General features: G+C 71.8%; 22 protein-coding genes and 1 pseudogene. 10 read left to right on the top strand and 13 right to left on the bottom strand.

Annotated elements, in window-relative coordinates; translation table 11 throughout:
• Positions 1–30 precede the first annotated feature (30 nt).
• The gene (locus OHU89_RS07695) at positions 31–2,277 is read right to left on the bottom strand and encodes a heavy metal translocating P-type ATPase (RefSeq protein WP_405641106.1); all 2,247 of its coding nucleotides are present in this window, start codon (positions 2,275–2,277) and stop codon (positions 31–33) included.
• 176 nt (positions 2,278–2,453) lie between these two features.
• Between OHU89_RS07695 and OHU89_RS07690 the strand changes: the two genes are divergently transcribed.
• Positions 2,454–3,392 carry a hypothetical protein gene (locus tag OHU89_RS07690; protein WP_405641104.1) on the top strand — a complete coding sequence of 313 codons (939 nt, stop codon included), beginning with the start codon at positions 2,454–2,456 and terminating at the stop codon, positions 3,390–3,392.
• Positions 3,393–3,556: 164 nt separating this feature from the next.
• On the opposite strand, the gene OHU89_RS07685 is transcribed toward OHU89_RS07690, so the two are convergent.
• Together OHU89_RS07685 and OHU89_RS07680 are read right to left on the bottom strand one after the other, a co-directional pair.
• Positions 3,557–5,383, bottom strand: a complete 1,827-nt coding sequence (locus tag OHU89_RS07685; protein WP_405641102.1) for a glycoside hydrolase family 15 protein — start codon at positions 5,381–5,383, stop codon at positions 3,557–3,559.
• 58 nt (positions 5,384–5,441) lie between these two features.
• Positions 5,442–6,221, bottom strand: coding sequence for a DeoR/GlpR family DNA-binding transcription regulator (locus tag OHU89_RS07680; RefSeq protein ID WP_405641100.1), 780 nt, complete (start codon positions 6,219–6,221; stop codon positions 5,442–5,444).
• 137 nt (positions 6,222–6,358) lie between these two features.
• Between OHU89_RS07680 and OHU89_RS07675 the strand changes: the two genes are divergently transcribed.
• A complete protein-coding gene (locus tag OHU89_RS07675; protein ID WP_405641098.1) occupies positions 6,359–7,243 on the top strand; it encodes an SIS domain-containing protein in 885 nt (294 codons plus the stop codon).
• Positions 7,244–7,251: 8 nt separating this feature from the next.
• Positions 7,252–8,100 carry a ketose-bisphosphate aldolase gene (locus tag OHU89_RS07670; RefSeq protein WP_405641096.1) on the top strand — a complete coding sequence of 283 codons (849 nt, stop codon included), beginning with the start codon at positions 7,252–7,254 and terminating at the stop codon, positions 8,098–8,100.
• A 5-nt stretch (positions 8,101–8,105) separates the two neighbouring features.
• Here OHU89_RS07670 and OHU89_RS07665 read toward each other — a convergent pair whose 3' ends face one another.
• Positions 8,106–9,239 (bottom strand): methyltransferase, encoded by a 1,134-nt coding sequence (locus OHU89_RS07665; RefSeq protein WP_405641095.1) that lies wholly within the window; start codon positions 9,237–9,239, stop codon positions 8,106–8,108.
• A 67-nt stretch (positions 9,240–9,306) separates the two neighbouring features.
• Here OHU89_RS07665 and OHU89_RS07660 point away from each other — a divergent pair, with 67 nt between their 5' ends.
• The gene (locus OHU89_RS07660; RefSeq protein ID WP_405641093.1) at positions 9,307–9,981 is read left to right on the top strand and encodes an alpha-ketoglutarate-dependent dioxygenase AlkB family protein; all 675 of its coding nucleotides are present in this window, start codon (positions 9,307–9,309) and stop codon (positions 9,979–9,981) included.
• Positions 9,982–10,017: 36 nt separating this feature from the next.
• Complete coding sequence (locus OHU89_RS07655; protein WP_405641091.1) at positions 10,018–11,262, top strand: ROK family protein; 1,245 nt, start codon at positions 10,018–10,020, stop codon at positions 11,260–11,262.
• Here OHU89_RS07655 and OHU89_RS07650 read toward each other — a convergent pair.
• Entirely contained in the window at positions 11,248–12,087 is an 840-nt protein-coding gene (locus OHU89_RS07650; RefSeq protein ID WP_405641089.1) for a helix-turn-helix transcriptional regulator, read from the bottom strand. The two genes, OHU89_RS07655 and OHU89_RS07650, sit on opposite strands and share 15 nt — an antisense overlap.
• A gap of 101 nt (positions 12,088–12,188) precedes the next feature.
• Here OHU89_RS07650 and OHU89_RS07645 point away from each other — a divergent pair, with 101 nt between their 5' ends.
• Positions 12,189–12,896, top strand: a complete 708-nt coding sequence (locus OHU89_RS07645) for an SDR family NAD(P)-dependent oxidoreductase (protein ID WP_405641087.1) — start codon at positions 12,189–12,191, stop codon at positions 12,894–12,896.
• Here the strand turns inward: OHU89_RS07645 and OHU89_RS07640 are convergent.
• On the bottom strand, positions 12,863–13,177 hold the full coding sequence (locus tag OHU89_RS07640; protein WP_405641085.1) for a hypothetical protein: 315 nt from the start codon (positions 13,175–13,177) through the stop codon (positions 12,863–12,865). The two genes, OHU89_RS07645 and OHU89_RS07640, sit on opposite strands and share 34 nt — an antisense overlap.
• A gap of 83 nt (positions 13,178–13,260) precedes the next feature.
• On the opposite strand from OHU89_RS07640, the gene OHU89_RS07635 reads away from it, so the two are divergent.
• A complete protein-coding gene (locus OHU89_RS07635; RefSeq protein ID WP_405641083.1) occupies positions 13,261–14,262 on the top strand; it encodes a helix-turn-helix transcriptional regulator in 1,002 nt (333 codons plus the stop codon).
• 10 nt (positions 14,263–14,272) lie between these two features.
• Positions 14,273–14,722, top strand: a complete 450-nt coding sequence (locus OHU89_RS07630; protein ID WP_405641081.1) for an RpiB/LacA/LacB family sugar-phosphate isomerase — start codon at positions 14,273–14,275, stop codon at positions 14,720–14,722.
• A 12-nt stretch (positions 14,723–14,734) separates the two neighbouring features.
• Here the strand turns inward: OHU89_RS07630 and ilvY are convergent, their stop codons facing one another.
• Positions 14,735–15,586, bottom strand: coding sequence for an HTH-type transcriptional activator IlvY (gene ilvY, locus OHU89_RS07625; protein ID WP_361489320.1), 852 nt, complete (start codon positions 15,584–15,586; stop codon positions 14,735–14,737).
• An 88-nt stretch (positions 15,587–15,674) separates the two neighbouring features.
• Here ilvY and OHU89_RS07620 point away from each other — a divergent pair, with 88 nt between their 5' ends.
• On the top strand, positions 15,675–17,144 hold the full coding sequence (locus OHU89_RS07620; RefSeq protein ID WP_405641079.1) for a ketol-acid reductoisomerase: 1,470 nt from the start codon (positions 15,675–15,677) through the stop codon (positions 17,142–17,144).
• Between the two features lie 47 nt (positions 17,145–17,191).
• Positions 17,192–17,734 (top strand): GNAT family N-acetyltransferase, encoded by a 543-nt coding sequence (locus OHU89_RS07615; RefSeq protein ID WP_405641077.1) that lies wholly within the window; start codon positions 17,192–17,194, stop codon positions 17,732–17,734.
• Between the two features lie 20 nt (positions 17,735–17,754).
• Here OHU89_RS07615 and OHU89_RS07610 read toward each other — a convergent pair.
• The 6 genes and pseudogenes from OHU89_RS07610 to OHU89_RS07585 all read right to left on the bottom strand — a co-directional run.
• A pseudogene (locus OHU89_RS07610) lies at positions 17,755–17,933 on the bottom strand (tautomerase family protein); the annotation flags it as partial.
• Positions 17,934–17,949: 16 nt separating this feature from the next.
• Positions 17,950–18,126, bottom strand: a complete 177-nt coding sequence (locus tag OHU89_RS07605) for a DUF1272 domain-containing protein (RefSeq protein ID WP_405641075.1) — start codon at positions 18,124–18,126, stop codon at positions 17,950–17,952.
• Between the two features lie 24 nt (positions 18,127–18,150).
• Positions 18,151–19,059, bottom strand: a complete 909-nt coding sequence (locus OHU89_RS07600; RefSeq protein ID WP_405641073.1) for a phosphotriesterase — start codon at positions 19,057–19,059, stop codon at positions 18,151–18,153.
• Positions 19,056–19,640 carry a DUF4865 family protein gene (locus OHU89_RS07595; protein WP_405641072.1) on the bottom strand — a complete coding sequence of 195 codons (585 nt, stop codon included), beginning with the start codon at positions 19,638–19,640 and terminating at the stop codon, positions 19,056–19,058. Before OHU89_RS07595 ends, OHU89_RS07600 begins: the two co-directional genes overlap by 4 nt.
• Before the next feature lie 11 nt (positions 19,641–19,651).
• On the bottom strand, positions 19,652–20,047 hold the full coding sequence (locus OHU89_RS07590) for a cupin domain-containing protein (protein WP_405641070.1): 396 nt from the start codon (positions 20,045–20,047) through the stop codon (positions 19,652–19,654).
• 12 nt (positions 20,048–20,059) lie between these two features.
• Complete coding sequence (locus tag OHU89_RS07585; protein WP_405641068.1) at positions 20,060–20,620, bottom strand: TetR/AcrR family transcriptional regulator; 561 nt, start codon at positions 20,618–20,620, stop codon at positions 20,060–20,062.
• Between the last annotated feature and the right edge of the window lie 49 nt (positions 20,621–20,669).

Below are 20,669 nucleotides of genomic sequence, written 5' to 3'. Positions count from 1 at the left end.
CCGGACCACCGCGGTGGTCCGGCACTCCGCTCACTCGGCCGCCCGGAACGACCGCAGCCGCAGCGAGTTCCCCACCACGAACACCGACGAGAACGCCATCGCGGCCCCGGCCAGCATCGGGTTCAGCAGCCCCGCCGCGGCCAGCGGCAGCGCGGCCACGTTGTAGGCGAAGGCCCAGAACAGGTTGGACCGGATCGTGCCGAGGGTCCGGCGGGCGAGCCGGATCGCGTCCGCCGCCGCGCGCAGGTCGCCGCGGACCAGGGTCAGGTCACCGGCCTCGATCGCCGCGTCCGTGCCCGTGCCCATGGCCAGCCCCAGGTCCGCCTGGGCGAGCGCGGCCGCGTCGTTGACGCCGTCGCCGACCATCGCGACCGAACGGCCCTCGCCCTGAAGCCGCTTGACGACATCGACCTTGTCCTGCGGCATCACCTCGGCGATCACGTCCTCCGGCGCGATACCGACCTCACGGGCGACGGATCGCGCCACCGCCTCGTTGTCACCGGTCAGCAGGATCGGGGTCAGACCGAGCGCCCGCAGCCGCGTGATCGCCTCCGCGCTGGTCTCCTTCACCGCGTCGGCCACCTCGAGGACCGCCCGCGCCTCGCCGTCCCAGGCCACCGCGACGACCGTACGACCGGACGCCTCGGCCTGCGCCTTCAACCGGGCAAGCTCCACGGGCAGTTCCATCGCCCACTCGGCCAACAGCCGCTCCCGGCCGACGAGTACCGCGTGGCCTTCGACGATGCCCTGCACGCCGAGCCCCGGCACGTTCGCGAAGTCCTCGGGCGCGGGCAGCGCACCCAGCTTCTCCAGCGCCCCGTCGGCCACCGCCCGGGCGATCGGGTGCTCGGAGGCGTGCTCCAACGCGCCCGCCAGCCGCAGGACTTCGGCCTCCTCCATGCCGGCCGCGGTGTGCACGGCCAGCAGAGTCATCCGGCCCGTGGTGACCGTGCCCGTCTTGTCGAGGACGATGGTGTCGACCTTGCGCGTGGACTCCAGGACCTCCGGACCCTTGATGAGGATCCCGAGCTGCGCGCCGCGCCCCGTGCCCACCAGCAGCGCGGTCGGCGTCGCCAGTCCCAGGGCGCACGGGCAGGCGATGATCAGCACGGCGACCGCGGCGGTGAAGGCGGCCGTCAGACCGGCCCCGTTGCCGAGCCAGAAGCCGAGGGTGGCCAGCGCGAGGGCGATCACGATCGGCACGAACACGGCGGAGATCCGGTCCGCCAGCCGCTGAGCCGCGGCCTTCCCGTTCTGCGCGTCCTCGACCAGCTTCGCCATCCGCGCCAGCTGTGTGTCCGAGCCGACCCGGGTCGCCTCGACGACGAGCCGTCCGCCGACGTTGACCGTGGCACCGGCGACCGCGTCACCCTGAGCGACCTCCACCGGCACGGACTCGCCGGTCAGCATCGACGCGTCCACCGCCGACGAGCCCTCGACAACTGTCCCGTCGGTCGCGATCTTCTCGCCCGGGCGGACGACGAAGTGGGTGCCGACCTTCAACTCGCCCACCGGAACGGTCTGTTCGCTGCCGTCGGCGCGTAGCACGGTGACGTCCTTCGCGCCCAGCTCCAGCAGCGCCCGCAGCGCCGCACCCGCCTTCCGCTTGGACCGCGCCTCGAAGTACCGCCCGGCCAGGATGAAGGCGGTGACACCCGCGGCGGCCTCCAGGTAGATGTTCCCGGCACCGTCGCCGCGAGCGATCGTCAGCTCGAAGGGGTGCGTCATCCCCGGCGTCCCCGCGGTCCCGAGGAACAGCGCCCACAGCGACCAGCCGAACGCGGCCAGTGTGCCGACCGAGATCAGCGTGTCCATCGTCGCCGCACCGTGCCGCGCGTTGGTGAACGCCGCCTTGTGGAAGGGCCATGCGGCATACGTCACCACGGGCGCGGCGAGGGTCAGCGAGAGCCACTGCCAGTACTCGAACTGCAGGGCCGGGATCATGGCCATCGCGACGACGGGGACGGCGAGGAGCGCCGCGGTGACCAACCGCTCGCGCAGCGAACGGAGTTCGTGGTCCATCGGCTCGCTCGAGGGTTCCTCCGGCACGGGTTCCTGTGCGGTGTACCCGGTCTTCTCGACGGTCGCTATCAGGTCCGGCACGGTGACCTCGCCGCTGTAGCTGACCTTCGCCTTCTCGGTGGCGTAGTTGACGGTCGCGGTCACCCCGGCCATGCGGTTCAGCTTCTTCTCGATGCGCGCGGCGCACGAGGCACAGGTCATGCCGCCGATGGCGAGCTCTACCTCGGCAGGGGCTCCGGTCGCGGTGGTGGTCATCGCTGCTCCTTGGGTAATACGGGGCGGGGGTATCTGTGCCACGTATCCCTGTATACCTATGGGGGGTATCGAAGGCAAGCGGTTCGAAGGGGTTGACTTCATACCCCCTAGGGGTATCGTCAGCTGCATCGAGGCCTCGTGTCCAAGGCGGAGGCCGTGTTCTCGAGGAGCTGGCCATGCACGCAGGACTCAAGATCTCCGCGTTCGCCGCGGCGCTGGCCGCGACGTTCGGTACCGCGTACGGCGTGGGCAAGGGCATCGACCCGGTCGTCACGGAGAGTGCGCCCGCGAGCCATGAAAGTCACGAAGAGTCGCCGGACGGTGATGGCGACGCGGGTGGCGGAGGCGGCAGCCACACGCCCGGGGGACTGCAGATCTCCGAAGGCGGCTACACCCTCGACCTGAAGACCCCGAGCGTCGTCGCCGGACAGCGAGCCGAGCTGCGGTTCGCCGTACGCGACGCGAGCGGCCGTGCCGTCACCGCGTACCGGCGTGAGCACGAGAAGGAACTCCACCTCATCGTCGCCTCACGCGACCTGGTCACCTACCGCCATCTGCACCCCACCCGCGCCGCCGACGGCACCTGGAGCATCCCCGTCGAGCTGCCCCGCGCCGGCGGCTACCGCGTCTTCGCCGACTTCACCCCGGCGAAGAAGGGCGTCGAGAACCTCACCCTCGGCGCGGACCTGGCGGCCTCGGGCTCCTACGCGCCGCAGCGGCTTCCGGCGCCGAACCCCACAGCAGAGACGGACGGCTACGAGGTCGAGCTGAGCGGTGGCCTGCGCCCGGGCGGCGAGAGCGAGGTCAAGCTGACGGTCTCCCGTGACGGCAGGCCCGTCACCGACCTCCAGCCCTACCTCGGCGCCTACGGCCACCTCGTCGCCCTGCGCTCCGGTGACCTCGCCTACCTCCATGTCCACCCCAACGGCGAACCGGGCGACGGGAAGACCGCGTCAGGCCCGGGCATCTCCTTCACCGCCACGGCGCCGAGCAAGGGCGCGTACCGTCTGTTCCTGGACTTCAAGCACGAAGGCCAGGTGCACACGGCGGCGTTCACGGTCAGGACCGGAGCGGAGGCCGGCACGCATGCCGACGAGGGCGGTCACGGCCACTGACTCGGATCCGAGCAACGCGCCACGACCGGAAGGCTGATGCCGGTGCCCGCCTGTGACACCGACTCGGCGGGCACCGCCCCTCCGGCCGCCTGTTCCAGGGCGGGCGACACCTTCGGCGAGGAGCAACCCTGAACTTCTGGCGGCGCGTTCTGTCGTGACCGTGGTCAGCCCAGTGCGCGATCCAGGTTGAACGCCGCGCTGATGAGCGCGAGATGCGTGAACGCCTGCGGGAAGTTGCCCTGTTGTTCGCCGGTGTGGCTGATCTCCTCGGCGTACAGGCCCAGATGGTTGGCGTACGTCAGCATCTTCTCGAAGGCGAGCCGTGCCTCGTCGACCCGGCCGGCGTGCACCATCGCCTCGACGTACCAGAAGGAGCAGATGGAGAACGTGCCCTCGTCGCCGCGCAGTCCGTCGGGGCTGGCCAGCGGGTCGTAGCGGTAGACCAGGGAGTCGGAGACCAGCTCCTGGGTGAGCGCGTCCAGGGTGGACAGCCACTTGGGGTCGGTCGGGGCGATGAACTTCGTCAGCGGCATCATGAGGACGGCCGCGTCCAGCACGTCGCCGTCCTCGTGCTGCACGAACGCCTTGCGGGTCTCGGACCAGCCCCGGCTCATGATCCGCCGGTAGATCGTGTCGCGGCACTCCAGCCAGCGCGGCAGATCGGCGGGCAGACCGCGCCGGTTCGCCATGCGGATCGCCCGCTCGATCGCCACCCAGCACATGAGGCGCGAGTACAGGAAGTTCTTGCGGCCGCCCCGGGTCTCCCAGATCCCCTCGTCGGGCTGGTCCCAGTGCTCGCACACCCACTCCACCAGGGCGCACACATCGTCCCACTGGTCGCTGGAGATCGGCTTGGCCCACTTGTCGTAGAGATAGATCGAGTCGATCAGCGCGCCGTAGATGTCCAGCTGGAGCTGGTCCGCCGCGGCGTTGCCGATCCGCACCGGCGCGGAGCCCTGATGCCCTTCGAAGTGGGGGAGTTCGGACTCGGTGAGGTCGGTGCGGCCGTCGATGCCGTACATGATCTGCAGCGGTCCGGAGGGTTTGCCGTCGCCCGGACTGACGTGCTTGGTCACGAAGTTCATGAACGCCTCGGCCTCGCCGGTGAAGCCGAGCCGCAGCAGGGCGTACACACAGAACGCGGCGTCCCGCACCCACACGTACCGGTAGTCCCAGTTGCGTTCCCCGCCGAGCTGTTCGGGCAGGCTCGTGGTCGGCGCGGCCACGATCGCGCCGGTCGGCGCGTAGGTGAGCAGCTTGAGGGTGAGGGCCGAGCGGTGCACCATCTCCCGCCACCGGCCACGGTACTTGGAGGCGGAGAGCCAGCGGCGCCAGTAGGCGACCGTGCTGTTGAACTGTTCCTCGGCCTCGGTGCGGGCGCACCGGCGCGGGGTCACCTCACCGCCGACCTGGTCCAGCGCGAACACCGCCGACTCGCCCTCGGCGAGCTTGAAGTCGGCGCGGGCGTCGTGGCCGTCGGTCTCCAGCGGCACGGTCGCGGTCAGGCCGAGCGACAGCTGCGCGGAGTCGAAGACGGCGACGTCGCCGACCATGCGCACGGTGTGCGGCTGCCTGCCGTAGTCGAACCGCGGGGCGACGCGGGTGCGGAACGGGATGGAACCGCGCACGCACACCACCCGCCGAATCAGCCGGTGCCGCTCGGACTCGGCCGACTCGCCGTCGACCGGCATGAAGTCCTGCACCTCGCCGACGCCGTCCTCGGTGAAGAAGCGGGTGATCAGCACATTGGTGTCGGGGAAGTAGAACTGCTTCGTCTTCGCCGGCACCGACGCAGCGAGCTCGAAGGACCCGCCGCGCTCCGCGTCGAGGATCGAGGCGAAGACGCTGGGGGCGTCGAAGGCCGGGCAGCAGTACCAGTCGATCGTGCCGTCCGTGCCCACCAGCGCCACGCTCCGCAGATCGCCGATCAGTCCGTGCTCGGCGATCGGCAGATACGGCTGGTCCGGCTGGTCCATAGGTGTTGCGCTCATCGCGGCCTCCCGGGAACCAGCCTAGGTCGGTTCGGCCCCGCAGGTGCCGCGAACGGACTCAGACCGCGACGACCCGGATCCCCGCCTCCTCGAAGCGCCGCACGGTGTCCTCGTCGGCCGCCGTGTCCGTGACCAGCGTGTCCACCGCGTCGGCCGCGCAGATCCGGGCGAACGCCCGCTGCCCCAGCTTGCTGGAGTCGGCGGCCACGATCACCCGCTCGGCACGCTCGCACAGCAGCCGGTTGATCGCCGCCTCGGCCTCGTCGTGCGCGGCCGCACCATGCGTGACGTCGAAGGCGACCACACCGAGCACCGCCACATCGATGGTGATCTGGCTCAGCACCCCGTCGGCGAGCGGCCCGATGAGCTCGTACGACTGCGGACGCGCCACCCCACCGGTCACCACGATCTTGAACTGCGGGCGTACGGCCAGCTCGTTGGCGATGTTCAGCGCGTTGGTGACGACGGTGAGCGCGGGGGAGCCGGATGCCAGGTCGGGGCGGACGGCCAGGGCGCGGGCCACCTCGGTGGTGGTCGTGCCGCCGGTGAGGCCCACAGCTGTGCCGGGGGTGAGGAGACCGGCGACGGCCTTGGCGATGCGCTGCTTCTCGGAGGCGTGCCGGGCCGTCTTGTAGCGCAGCGGCAGCTCGTAGGAGACCCCGTGCACGACGGCGCCGCCCCGGGTGCGCACGAGCATCTGCTGCTCGGCCAGCTGGTCGAAGTCGCGGCGGATCGTGGCGGACGAGACCTCCAGCTCGGCGGCGGCCTCCTCGACGTCCAGCCGGCCGCGCTCCACGAGCAGTTCCAGCAGCGCCTTCCAGCGGGCGTCGCGGGACATCCGCGCCCTCCATTCCTCGATCTCTCCGTGACCCTAGCGCACCCCGATGTCACTCGAATGCTTGATTCTGCTCGAAAGTTCGCTATATCTTGCAGAAACAATCACCGCGGTGTTCGTTGACGGGGAGGGGCCGCGACATGACCCATGTCGAGGACGAGCTGGTCAGTCAGCCCGAGTGCTGGATCCGCGCGGCGGCCGAGGCGCCGGAACATGCCGCCGTGCTGCCGGCGCCGGGGGAGCGGGTCGCGATCGTGGGGTGCGGCACCTCGTACTTCATGGCGCAGTCCGTCGCGGCGCTGCGCGAGGGGGCGGACCAGGGCGAGACGGACGCCTTCGCCGCGTCGGAGTACCCGCACGGCCGCCCGTACGACCGTGTTCTCGCCCTCACCCGCTCAGGCACCACCACCGAAGTGCTCGAACTGCTGGAGCAGTTGAAGGGCCGTACCCGGACCACGGTCCTCACCGCAGACCCGCACACGCCGGTCATGCAGGCAGCCGACGACGTCGTCGTCCTCGACTTCGCGGACGAACGGTCCGTCGTGCAGACCCGGTTCGCGACCACCGCCCTGACCCTGCTCCGGGCCCACCTCGGCCTGCACACCGACACGGTCGTCGCCGACGCCCGCACCGCGCTCGCCACCCCGCTGCCGGACGGACTCGTCGGCTGCGCGCAGTTCACCTTCCTCGGCCGCGGCTGGACCGTGGGGCTGGCCAACGAGGCCGGTCTGAAGATGCGCGAGGCGGCACTGTCCTGGACCGAGGCCTACCCGGCGATGGAGTACCGGCACGGCCCCATCAGCATCACCACCCGGGGGACCGCGACCTGGATGCTCGGCGAGGCGCCCGAAGGGCTGGCCGAACAGGTGCGGGAGACCGGCGGACTGTGGGTCGCGGGCGGTCTCGACCCGCTCGCCGAACTGGTCAGCGCCCAGCGGCTCGCCGTGGCCGTCGCCGCGGCCCGGGGGCTCGACCCGGACCGGCCGCGCCATCTCACCCGCTCCGTGATCCTCGCCGGTTCGTAGGAGCAGCCGTGCCTCTGGTGACCACCGGCGAGCTCGTCACGCGGGCCGCCGCCGCACACCGCGCCGTCGCCGCGTTCAACGTCGTCACGCTCGAACATGTCGAGGCGGTCGTCGCCGGCGCCGAGTCGGCGGAAGCCGCCGTCGTCCTCCAAGTCAGCGAGAACGCCGTCAAGTTCCGCCTCGGACGACTGCAACCCCTCGCCCGCGCCGCCGTCGCCGCGTGCGAACGCGCGGCCGTCCCCGTCGCGTTGCACCTGGACCACGTCCAGAGCGACTCCCTCCTGAGGCAGGCCGCGGACGCCGGATTCAGCTCCGTGATGTACGACGCCGCCCGCCTGCCCTACCCGGAGAACCTCGCCGCCACCCGTGCCGCCACGGACTGGGCCCATGCCCAAGGCCTGTGGATCGAGGCGGAGTTGGGTGAGGTCGGCGGCAAGAACGGCGAGCCGCCGCTCGACGCCCACACGCCCGGCGCCCGCACCGACCCCGCCGAGGCCCGCACCTTCGTGACCGACTCCGGTGTGGACGCCCTCGCCGTCGCCATCGGCAGCTCGCACGCGATGACCACCCGCACCGCCACCCTCGACCACGCCCTCCTCGCACGCCTCTCCGGCGCGCTGGACGTACCGCTCGTCCTGCACGGCTCGTCGGGCCTGCCGGACGACGAACTGACCGCCGCCGTCGCGGGCGGCATCACCAAGGTCAACATCGGCACCGCCCTCAACATCGCCATGACCGGCGCGATACGCGAGTTCCTCACCGCCCACCCCGAGGCGGTCGACTCACGCAAGTACCTGGGGGTGGGGCGGGCGGCGATGGCGCGGGCCGTGGCGGGGATCATCCGGGTGCTGGGCTGACGCGACTACTTCCTGACAGCCCTCAACACCACGAACTTCGGGTCGCTGGCCACCAGTTCACTGTTCCCGAACAGCCGACGCAGCTTGGCGTGGTAGCCCAGGTGACGGTTGCCGATCACCCACAGCTCGCCGCCCGGCCGCAGCGCGCCGTGCGCGCCCGTGAACATTCGCCAGGCCGTGGCGTCGGTGGTCGTCTGATGGGAGTGGAACGGCGGATTGTTGAGCACGAGATCGGCACTCCCGTCCGCCACTCCGGCGAGCCCGTCCCCGACCCGGAACTCGGCATGCCCCGGAACGCCGTTCGCCTTGTACGTCGACTCCGCCGAGGCCACGGCCTGGAACGACTCGTCCACGAACAGCACCTCGGCCTCGGGATTCGCCAGCGCCACCGCCGTTCCGACCACCCCGTTGCCACAGCCCAGGTCCACGACCCGCTGCGCACCCTTGCTGTCCGGCAGATGCTGGAGGAAGAACCGGGTGCCGACGTCGAGCCGGTCGGCACAGAAGACACCCGCGTGATTGACCACGGTGCGCCCCGAGACCGCGCCGACGCCGTCGGGCAGCTCATAGCGGTACGGCCACGGGCTGGCGGCCGTGCGCGTCGCCGGCCCGGGAGTGCAGAAGATGAGCCGCGCCTTCTTCTCGGCGAGCGAGGTGCGGGTCGGTCCGAGGATCCGCTCGAACAGCTTCAGCGTCGAGGTGTGGATCTCCTTCACCATCCCGGTCCCGACGACGACCGTGCCCTCGTGCACCGCGGGCGCCAGCCGCAGCAGCTGGTCCTCCAGCAGGGCGAGGCTCTTCGGCACCCGCACCAGCAGGACGTCGATCCGGCCGGGCGGCGGGTCCTGGGTGGTGAGGAGCCGCACCGCCCCGGTCTCGACACCGCCCCGGACCATGTTCGCCCGGGTCGCCTCCTGGGAGAGGTAGGAGTCGGTGATCTGCACCGGCCGGTGTACGGCCAGCGCCGTGGACAGCGCTCCCCAGCGGTCGCCCAGGACCACGACCGTGCCGGACAGCGGGACCGCCTGTTCGGCCAGGTGCGTCAGGAGGTACTCGTCCGAGGCGTCCCAGGCACGCAGCCTGTCACGCGGGTCCTCGGGGAAACGGGCCAGCGCGAGCTGGCCCCAGGGCGTCGCCATACGGTCGTTCATCGTGGGTCCAGGCTATCGGAGCCGCAGCTCAGGCCTTGTCGGGCAGGATGGCCTCATGAATGCCGAGCTGTTCCCCAGGCCCCGCACGGAGGTCGCGCCGGGCGCGGTGCACCTGCCGGACTGGCTCGACACGAGCCGGCAGCACGAGCTGCTGGAGGCCTGCCGCGAGTGGGCCCGCCCCCCGGCCGGCCTGCGCTCGGTCCGCACCCCCGGCGGCGGCACGATGACCGCCCGGCAGGTCTGTCTGGGCTGGCACTGGTACCCGTACGCCTACGCCCGCACCGTCGTCGACGGCGACGGAGCCCCGGTCAAGCCGTTCCCCGAGTGGCTGGGGGAGCTGGGCCGAAGCGCGGTGCGGGACGCGTTCGGGGCACCCTCTCCCACGGCGGGCAGCGCACTCGGGGCGACCTCACCGTCGTACGACATCGCACTGATCAATTTCTACGAGGGCGACGCCCGCATGGGCATGCATCGCGACAGCGACGAGACGGCGGACGACCCGGTGGTGTCCCTGAGCCTCGGCGACACCTGTGTCTTCCGGTTCGGTAACACCCATACGCGGACGAAGCCGTACACGGACGTCGAGCTGCGCAGCGGCGACCTGTTCGTGTTCGGCGGGCCATCGAGGCTCGCGTACCACGGGGTGCCGAAGGTGTACCCGGGTACCGCGCCCCCGGAGTTGGGGCTGGCCGGGCGGCTGAACATCACGCTCAGAGTCAGTGGCCGGTAGGACGGCGGTACAGCGGATCATGGGAGACTCGGCCTCATGAGCGGCAAGGCGGACCCCCGGCCGACGGGGGAAGGAACGACCTCGAGGACGCGGTTGGACCGGGGACGCGGTGCGCTCGGGCCCGCTCTGGAGCTGGTCCACACCGGACGCGCCCCCACCCGCGCCGTGCTCACCGCCGAACTCGGAGTGACGCGCGCCACGGCCGGCGCGGTCGCCGCCGAGCTGGAGGCGCTCGGGCTGATCCGGGTCGACGCCCGGCCCGGCGCGGCCGCCGGTTCGCAGGGCCGGCCCTCGCACCGGCTCGCGATCGCCGAGGAAGGGCCCGTCGTCCTCGCCGCGCAGGTGCACGCCGACGGATTCCGGGCGGCGCTGGTCGGCCTGGGCGGCCGGATCGTCGCCACCGCACCCGGCTGCGAGACCGTCGACGCCGACCCGGCGAAGGTCCTCGCCTCGGTCGTCGAGGCGGGCGCCGAACTGCTGCGCACCACCGGCCTGCGCTGTGTGGGCGCCGGTCTCGCGGTCCCCTCCGCCGTCGCCGAGCCCGACGGGACCGCGCTGAACCCGCTGCACCTGGCCTGGCCCGTGGGCGCCCCCGTACGCCGGATCTTCGCGGAGTGCGTCCGTGCCGCCGGTATCGCCGGACCGGCCTTCGCGGGCAACGACGTCAACCTCGCCGCGCTCGCCGAGCACCGGCACGGCGCGGGCCGCGGCGCCCGCGACCTGCTGTGCGTGGCCACCGGGCACCGGGGCGTCGGCGGGGCGCTGGTCCTCGACGGCCGTCTGCACACCGGCAGTTCGGGCCTCGCGCTCGAAGTCGGCCACCTGACCGTCAATCCCGAGGGCCGTCCCTGCCACTGCGGCAGCCGCGGCTGCCTGGACGTCGAGGCCGACCCGCTCGCCTTCCTCGACGCCGTGGGCCGCGAGCCCGGACCCGAGGTGTCCCTGCTCCAGCAGTCCAACGAACTGATCCGCGACCACTACGACGACCCGGCCGTCCGCACCGCCACCGAGGCCCTCATCGACCGCCTCGGACTGGGCCTCGCGGGCCTGGTGAACATCCTCAACCCGGACCGCATCATCCTCGGCGGCCTGCACCGCACCCTCCTCGACGCCGACCCGCACCGGCTGCGCGCGGTCGTCGCCGACCGCAGCCTGTGGGGGCAGAGCGGCGGTGTACCGATCCTCGCGTGCACCCTCGACCACAACAGCCTGGTCGGTGCCGCCGAGTTGGCGTGGCAGCCGGTGCTGGACGACCCGCTGGGCGCGCTAACCCACCAGTGACTGGATGCCGAGCACGGAGACCAACTCCAGCTTCTCGGCGGCCTCGGTCCCCGGCTCGGCCGAGTAGACGAGGATGTGCAGATCGTTGCCCTCCACCCGCAGCAGATCGCAGTCCAACGTCACCAGGCCCACCTGCGGATGCTCGATCGTCTTGCGCGAAGCCTCCAGCCGGCCGACCACACCCGCGTCCCACAGCTCGGCGAACCGCTCACTCCCCGCCCGCAACTCCGCGATCAGGCGCCGCAGTTGCGGATCGGCGGGATACCGCGAGGCGGTCGACCGCAGTTCGGCGACCATGGCGGCCTCGAAAGCGCGCCGCTCCTCGGGAGTGTGCCGGACCCGGCCGGGTGCGCCGAGGAAATTGCGCCACACCCCGTTGCGCTCGAAGCCGCGCAGACCGGAGGGGTCGCCCATCAGCGCCGCGTACATCGGATTCGCCACGAGCAGGGTCATCGCCGCGTCGGAGACCCCGACGGGGGTGCCCACCAGCCGGTCCAGCAGCCGCTGCACGCTCGGCGTGATGTACCCGGGCACCGTCTCGGGACCCGGCGGCACCAGCCCGGCCAGCCGGAACAGATACCCCCGCTCGTCCCGCGACAGCCGCAGCGCCCGCGCCAGCGCCTCCACGACCTGCCTCGACGGACTGGCCGCCCGGCCCTGTTCGAGACGGGTGACGTAGTCGACCGAGATCCCCGCCAGCAGCGCCAGCTCCTCACGCCGCAGCCCGGCCGCCCGCCGCTGACCACCGGCCGGCAGCCCCGCGGTCTCGGGGGCGACCCGGTCGCGCCAGCGCCGCAGCGCCTGCCCCAGTTCCGTCGTCGTCATGCCTCCAGTCAACCGCGTCGGCCGACACCGTGCCTGGTACTGCGAGTCCCAGGAAGAACGGTCTTCTGGCTGTCCCGCCGGTCCGGCAGGACGGTGGAGCCATGACTACGACACTCATCACCGGAGCCAACAAGGGCCTGGGCCTCGAGGCCGCCCGTCAACTCGTCGCCGCAGGTCACACCGTCTACATCGGCGCCCGGAACGCCGAACGCGGCCGCAGCGCCGCCGAACGGCTCGGAGCCCGGTTCGTCCAGCTCGACGTCACCGACGACGCCTCCGTCCAGGCCGCCGCGAAGATCATCGAGGCCGAGGGCGGGCTCGATGTCCTGGTCAACAACGCCGGCATCGAGGTCCGGGGCGAGAACAACGCCATCCCGGCCGCCGCCGACACCACCGCCGACGAGATGCGCACGGTGTTCGAGACCAACGTCTTCGGCGTCGTCCGTGTGACCCACGCCTTCCTGCCGCTGCTCCAGCGGTCCGCGGCCCCCGTCGTCGTGAACGTGAGCAGCGGCCTGGCCTCGCTGTCCCGGCTGTCCGACCCGGACTCACCGGCGCACTTCTACCAGGCACTGGCCTACCCGTCGTCCAAGACCACGGTCAACATGATCACCGTGCAGTACGCGAAGGCGTTCCCGGCCATCCGGATCAACGCGGTCGAGCCCGGCTTCACCGCGACCGACCTCAACGGCCGCACGGGCACCCAGACAGTCGAACAGGGCGCCGAGATCATCGTCCGCATGGCCCGGCTGGGCCCCGACGGCCCGACCGGCCGCTACGTCGACGTCGACGGCTCGCTGCCCTGGTGATCCTCGGCGGTCTCCAGGATCCGCGTCCGAGGCGCCCCGGCCAGCGCCGGGGCGTTCCCGGGCGAGCCCCACACTGTTGACTTCAGGAATCCCAGGAACCGCTCGGCACCCGCCACGTCGTCGAAATCGAGGTCCACGACGACGTAGGCGGGGTCGTCGACGGGCCGCTGGACGCGATGGCGCCGTACGCCCGCGTCGGCACGCGCGCCCGCGAAGCGGTCGAAAGCCGCCTTCCAGGTGGCGAAGTCCGTGATCGGATGCTCGATGTGCAGGGTCGGCATGATTCCTCCTCGGCGCTCGTCACCAGGCTGCGCCGGACCGCACGGTGCCGTACATCCCAGAAATGTGGGGATACGCTCGGGCCATGTCCGGACGGGACCGCGTCGTGCGGCTGTGCGAGGCGGGCGGCGACGCCCGGGAACTGCGCCTGCGGCTCCTCGACGAGCTCCGCGCCACCATCGGGTTCGACGCGTACGCCTTCCTCCTCACCGACCCGGAGACCTCGGTCGGCTGTGCCCCGATCGCCGACGTCCCCGTCCTGCGGGAGCTGCCCCGGGCGATCCGCCTCAAGTACCTGACACGGGCGAACCGTTGGACGGAGCTGCGGGACACCGCCCTGCTCAGCGACCTCCCCGACCGCTCGGTGAGCCCGCTCTGGAACGAGCTCCTGCGCCACCACGGCATCCGCGACATCGCCTCGGCGGTCTTCCGGGACCGCCACGGCACCTGGGGCTTCCTCGACCTGTGGCGCCGCGACCGCGACTTCACCCCGGCGGAGGCGGCCCGCCTCGCCGACCTCACGGCGCCGATCACGACGGCGCTGCGCCGCAGCCAGGCTGCCACCTTCGTCGTACGACCGTCCCACGAGCCCCGCTCCGAACCCCTGGTGCTGGTGCTGTCGCCCGACATGGGAGTCGTCGGCCAGACCCCGGGCACCCACGCCTACCTGCGTGTCCTGGTCCCCCCGGAGCACGGCCGCCCGACCGTGCCGGCCGGCGCCTACAACGTGGCCGCCCAGCTCCTGGCCGTGGAGGCCGGGGTCGACGACCATCCGCCGCGGGCCCGCGTGCACCTCGCCGACGGACTCTGGCTGACCCTGCGCGCCGCACGTATGGAGAGCGCCGTCGCCGTCACCATCGAGGAGTCCGCACCCGCCGAGCGGCTGTCCGTCTTCTGCCGGGCCCACGCCCTCAGCGCCCGGGAGACCGAACTCGTCGGCCTGCTCGCCAAGGGCGGCGACAGTCGTAAGGTCGCCGCCACCATGTACGTCTCCGAGCGCACCGTGCAGGACCACCTGAAGTCGGTGTTCGCGAAGACGGGCACCCACAACCGCCGCGACCTGCTCGCCCGCGCGCTCGGCGCGTAGGCTCGGGGCCATGCGGATCTCCGTCTCCTCGGACATGGACGAACCCGTGGCCCGCGGCCTCGTCGCCGAGCTGCGCGCACGCGGTCACGAAGTGGTCGCCCACGGGGCGTTGCACCCCGGCTCCGACCCCCGGTGGGCGGCCTGCTCGGAGTCGGCGGCCCGGGACGTCGCCACCGGGGCGGCGGACCAGGCGGTCGTCTGCTGCTGGACCGGCACGGGCGCGTCGATCGCCGCGAACAAGGTCCCGGGCGTACGGGCCGCCCTGTGCACCGACGCCTACACCGCGGACGGCGCCCGCCGCTGGAACGACGCCAACGTCCTCGCCCTCAGCCTGCGCCTGACCTCCGAGCCGCTGCTCAAGGAGATCCTCGACGCCTGGTTCACCGCCGAGGCCAGCGGGGACGCCGAGGACCGGGAGAACGTGGCCCGGATCGGGCGCCTGGACCGCAGGGAGCCATGATTCCGGGCGGGCTCATGGAGCCGTGAGGCTCCACAGCGCGGCCACCAGCGGTCGGCGCAGATCGGCCCGCCGTACGCACAGCCCGATGGGAAACGGCTCCGGCGCGGGATCCGCCGCGACCACCGACAGCCGGTCGCGCACCGCACTGTGCTCCAGTACGAGACGGGGGACCACCCCCGTGCCGCAGCCGAGGGCGACGAGCGTCAACAGCCCTTCGTGGCCGTCCGGTTCGCAGGCCACCTCGGGCGCGGTGCCGCGGGCGCGGAACCAGCGGTCGGCGGCGTCGCGCACCAGGCCGCGGTGGGGGAGGACGAAGGGTCCGGCGAGGTCCGGGTCGGGCCGGTCCCGGGCCGTGACCAGGACCAGCTCGGTGACCGCGACCGTCCGGCCCACCAACGGCTCCGGCAGCCGCGCCGGGATCCCCGCCACGGCCACGTCCACCTCGCCCTCGTCCAGCCGGGCCAGCGCCGCCGCCGCGTCACCGGTGCGCAGGTCGAGCCGTACCTGAGGGTGCGCGGCGCGGAACGGGGCCAACAGGTCCGGCAGCAGCGCCTGGCAGGCGGTCACCGTGGCGAACACGGCCAGCCGGCCGGTGAGTTCGGCCGGATCGGGGTGCTCCTCGCGGTAGGAGCGCCACAACTCCAGTGCCTCGACGGCGTAGGCGCGGAACCGGTGCCCCTCCGCCGTCAACGACACCCCGCGCGGGCCCCGATCGAGCAGCCGGTGCCCGAGCCCGGCCTCCAGCCGCTGCACGGTCCGCGTGAGCGTCGCAGCGCTGACGTGACAGTCGAGACTGGTCCGCCCGAAGTTCAGCGTCTGCGCCAGATGCAGGAAAAGCCGCAAGTCCCGATGGTCTTCACGCATACTGTGACCTGCGTCTTTCATTTGATGCAACACCCCGCTTCAGATGTTGTGCTTGCCGCAACACTCGTCCGGAGCCTACAACTCGACCATGACCTCGACCACGTACAGCTCCCGTGTCTTCTCCCTCGAGACGATGGACGTGCCCGGCGGCACCGAGACCATCCTGCGCGGCGGCCGGCACCTCTTCCCGCTGCTTCCGCAGGCCTTCGCCGGGGTCCGCCGCATCGGTGTCATCGGCTGGGGCCCGCAGGGCCGCGCCCAGGCACTGAACCTGCGCGACTCGCTCGCCGGCACGGACATCCGGGTGGCCGTCGGACTGCGCCCCGGCTCGCGCTCGGCCGCCGACGTCCGCGCCCTCGGCTTCACCGAGGAGGACGGCACCCTCGGTGACTGGCTCACCGTCACCGCCGACAGCGACCTGGTGATCCTGCTGATCGCGGACGCCGCACTCGCCGCCCACCACCAGGAGATCTTCGCGGCCCTCAAGCCGGGCGCCGCCATCGGCCTCTCGCACGGCTTCCTGCTCGGCCACCTCCGCGAGACCGGCGGCGACTTCCCGCCGGGACACGCGGTGATCGCGGTGTGCCCCAAGGGCATGGGCGACTCGGTGCGGCGGCTCTACCAGCAGGGCGCCGAGATCAACGGCGCCGGGATCAACAGCAGTTACGCGGTCCACGCCGACCCCGACGGCCGGGCCGTCGACCTCGCGCTGGGCTGGTCGGTGGCGCTCGGCTCGCCGTACACCTTCCGCACCACGCTCGCCGGCGAGTACCTCTCCGACATCGTCGGCGAACGCGCCATCCTGCTGGGCGCCGTCCACGGCATCGTCGAGAGCCTGTTCACGCGCTGCCGCCTCGCCGGGGACGACGAGGTGACGGCGTACGAACGCTCCTGCGAGAACGTGACCGGCCCGATCGCCCGCACCATCTCCCGAGCCGGTCTGCGGGCGGTCCGCGAGAACCTCGACGCAGCCGCCCGTGACGTGTTCGACCGCGCATACACGGCGACGTACGGCCCCGCCCGCGAGATCGTCGCGGAGATCTACGACGAGGTCGCCGACGGCACGGAGCTGCGCAGTGTGATCCTGGCCGAACGGCGGCTCGGTGCCCGCGAGATGAGCCGGATCGGGGGCTCGCCGATGTGGTCGGTGAGCGACCGGGCGCACGCCCGCCGGGCCGAACGCGACCTGCCCGTGGACCCGTTCACCGCCGGGGTCTTCGTCGCCACCATGACGGCCCAGATCGACGAGTTCGCCGATCGCGGCCACCCCTGGTCCGAGATCGTCAACGAGTCCGTCATCGAGGCCGTGGACTCGCTCCTGCCCTACATGCACGCCCGCGACGTCGCCCACATGGTCGACAACTGCTCCCGCACGGCCCGCCTCGGAGCCCGCCGCTGGGGCCCGCGCTTCCAGAGCGCCTACGAGCAGATCGCCTTCCCGGCCGCCGGACTCCCCGCGGACACCGCCCTGTTGGCCGCCTTCGACGCCCACCCGGTGCACGAAGCCCTGGCCGCGGCGGCCAAACTGAGGCCGTCGGTGGACATCTCGGTGGCGTAGGAAGAAATGGTTTGCCGCCGGTGATCCCGGTCGGATAGGAAGCCTGCATGCTCAAAGGCGCCAAGGTCGGGCTCAGGGCCCGCCACGAGGACGACATCCCGATCCTGCGGACCGAGCTCTACGACGACGTGGCCAACTCCGCGCGGGCCGAAGGCCGGCCGTGGCGGCCGATCACGCCGGGCTCGAAGGACTCGCGGCTAGTGGTGGACGACAAGGAGGAAGGGCACGTCCCGTTCTCCGTGGTGGAGCTGGACGGCGGCACCCTGGTCGGCACCGCGACACTGTGGGGCATCGACAACCACAACCGGTTCGCGCACATCGGCCTCGGCCTGCGGCCGTCCGCTCGCGGCAAGGGCTACGGCACCGACGTGGTCGCGGTGCTGTGCCACTACGGCTTCATCGTGCGAGGTCTGCAGCGGCTCCAGATCGAGACGCTGTCGGACAACGCCGCGATGCTGCGCTCGGCCGAGCGCAACGGCTTCGTCCGCGAGGGCGTGCTGCGCTCCTCGGCCTGGGTGATGGGCGAGTTCATGGACGAGGTGTTGCTCGGGCTCCTCGCCCGGGACTGGAAGCCCGCGACGGCCACCTGATCCGCCGCACAGGCCCTACTCCCCGGGCTCGTGCTGCGGCGGAGTGTGCCGTTCACGCCGTCATGGCCGGTCAGTACCTGGAACCGGTCGTCCGGGGGGGGATGCCGATCGTCTCCACCATCGCCTCGTGCACGGCACGGCCCAGGGCGTCGAGCCGGCCGGGGTCGGTGCCCAGGGTGTCGATGCGGACGAACGGCATGTCCGTGGTTGTCCTTTCAGACGCGACGCGGCCGGGGGACCAGTTCGCCGCCGCAGTTGGGGCAGATGCCCCGCATCGCCTCGGTGCAGGGCACACAGAAGGTGCACTCGTACGAGCAGATCCGGGCCGGGGCGTCCGGCGGCAGTTCGGCCGTCTCACAGCGTTCGCATCTCACGCGCATCTCCAGTGCCATCCGTACTCCCGCTTTCTCTTCCGGTCAGTGCCACTCGACGCCGAGGGCCCGCCCAGGATTCTCGCCCATGATGCGTTCGACCAGTTCAGCGCCCAGTTCCGCCGCCAACCGCGGCCGCACCCGACGCAGCAGATACGGCATCCCGGGACCGCCGTTGACCGAACGTGCCGCCGCGGTCGTCGTGTCGCCGCCCAGGAGGAGCCGATCGCCGTGGCCCGCCTCGGACAGGGCCCGTACGGCGTCCGGCATCCGCCAGTCCGTGGCGTGGTTCGCACGTGAGGGTCCGTCGAAGGCCAGGTAACAGCCGGACGCCGCGGCCTGCCGGTGCACCACGAGGTCGGGGGAGCGGTTCAGATGGCCCAGGACCACCCGGTACGGCGCCACGCCCAACTCGCCGCACAGCAGGTCCAGTGCGTCGAGCGCGCCGGTGCCCAGCTCCAGGTGGACCGCGATCGGCGCACCGGTCGCGTGGTGCGCCTCGGCCGCCGCGGTCATCGTCCAGCGGGCGTGTGCGTCGAGGGCGTGGAAACCGCCGGCGACCTTGATGAGTCCGGCGCGGACCCCCGACGTGCCGATCCCGTCGGTCAGTTCGGCGACGAAGACCTCGGCGAGCCTGCCGCGCAGTTCCCTCAGGGTCCGGTCGTCGTAGTGGACGGCCTGGTGCAGCCCGGTCGCGGCCACCACCAGCACCCCCGTCTCCCGGGACAGCGGCGGCAGATCGGCGGCCCGTCTCCCCAGCCCGTACGGCGTCCACTGCACCACGCTGTGTCCGCCCTGGGCGCGGAACGCCGCCAACTCCGCGCGGGCCGCGGACACGTCCCGCAACTCCTGCCCGGGCAACTGAGGGCTGCCGAAGAACAGATGGTCGTGCGCGTCGCACACACCCAGCCGTTCCGGTCCCACATCCCCGACAACCGTACGGACCGCGCTCACCACTGGCGTCCCCGCTCCAGCCCGGCGAGCCCCGGCGCCGACAGGTGCAGCACCTGGAACACATCGCCGTCGGCCTTGGGCGTGTCATGGGTCCAGAGCGAGAAATGGAGCAACTCCCAACGGCTGGAGTCCACGACGGCCGCCGCCAGCACCGCCCCGTCCTGTGCCGCCAGCCGCCCCGCCTCACGCACCGCGTCCCCCATGACCTCCGCCAACTCCACCCCGTCCGGCACCGGTTGCCGCCTCCGTACGGCGACCCGTGCCGGCGAACCGGCGGCGCCGCCCTCCTCGTGGGCCAGCCCCGTCCACTGCCGGACCGACGGCCGCCCGAAGTCATCGCTCAGCCCCTGGAAGGCACCTCCCCACAGGAAGGAGTTCATGCCCGCCACGGTGTCCCAGAGGTAGAACGGCGCGTACTGGTTCACCGGCGAGCCGTGCACCCCGCGCTCACGCATCAGGTACGCCTTCAGTCCGAGGCCCTCCCACGCGTCGAGCAGATGCCCGACACGGGCCACACGACCGCGGATCACGCCCATGTCGTAGTCGGCGGGCAGGGTGAGTTCGTACTGCATGGCATGCATCGCGTGCCTCCTCAGGCGGGGTACTCCGCGGTGTCGACGTGCGCTTCCCAGTGCGTGGTCGTGCCGTCCTCGGTGGCCTCCACGACCGCGAGGTGGGTCATGAAGGTGCGCGGTCCGGCGCCGTGCCAGTGCCGTTCGCCCGGCTCGATCCACACGGTGTCGCCCGCCCGGATCGGCTCGACCTCGCCGCCCTCCCGCTGCACCAGCCCCTCGCCCTTCAGGACATGCAGGACCTGTCCGTGCGGATGACGGTGCCAGGCAGTGTGCGCACCAGGGGCGAAGTGGACGTTGAACATCCGCAGCCGTGAAGGGGGTTCGGGCGCGGCGATCTCGTCCAGCCACACCGTGCCGGTGAAGTTCTCCGCCGGACCCTGCCACGTGTCGGGACGCTTCCTCGTGATGTGCACGTGCCTGAACTCCTAATGCCGTGGTGAGAGAAGGGAGAGCAGTCCCCGGACGCCCGCGTCGAAGGCGGTGGGGGAGCCCGAGGCGCGGGCGAGGACATAGCCGCCCTGCACGGTGGCGACGACGGTCGCCGCGATCGCCTCGCCGTCGAGCGAAGCCGCGAACTGCCCCTGTTCCTTGCCCTCCTCGACGATCCCGGCGATCCGTTCACGCAGCCAGTCGAGGGTCTCGTCCACCGGCTCGCGCAGCTCGTCGCTCGCGATGACGTCCGGATCCATCGTCAGCCGTCCGACCGGACAGCCGCGCAGCACATCACGCTCGCGCAGCAGGTACGCCTCGATGCGCTCGTACGGCGTTCCGGGGCCGCCGAGTACTCCCTCGGCGGTAGCCCGCAACTCCGCGGCCGTGCGCCGGATCGCGGCCAGCGCGAGGTCGGGCTTGCCCTTGAAGTGGTGGTACATGCTGCCCTGCCCGGCGCCCGAACGCTCCAGGATGGCCTTGGGGCTGGTGCCCACGTAACCGCGCTCCCACAGCAGCTCTCGGGTGGACTCGATCAGACGCTCCGGGGTGCTCATACTCGCACTGTACATACTAGTAGTTACAGAAGTCGAGCCCTCACGGAGC

The organism is Streptomyces sp. NBC_00019 (assembly GCF_045041015.1).
Lineage (GTDB): Bacteria > Actinomycetota > Actinomycetes > Streptomycetales > Streptomycetaceae > Streptomyces.
This window is presented reverse-complemented; position numbering and strand designations above follow the sequence as displayed.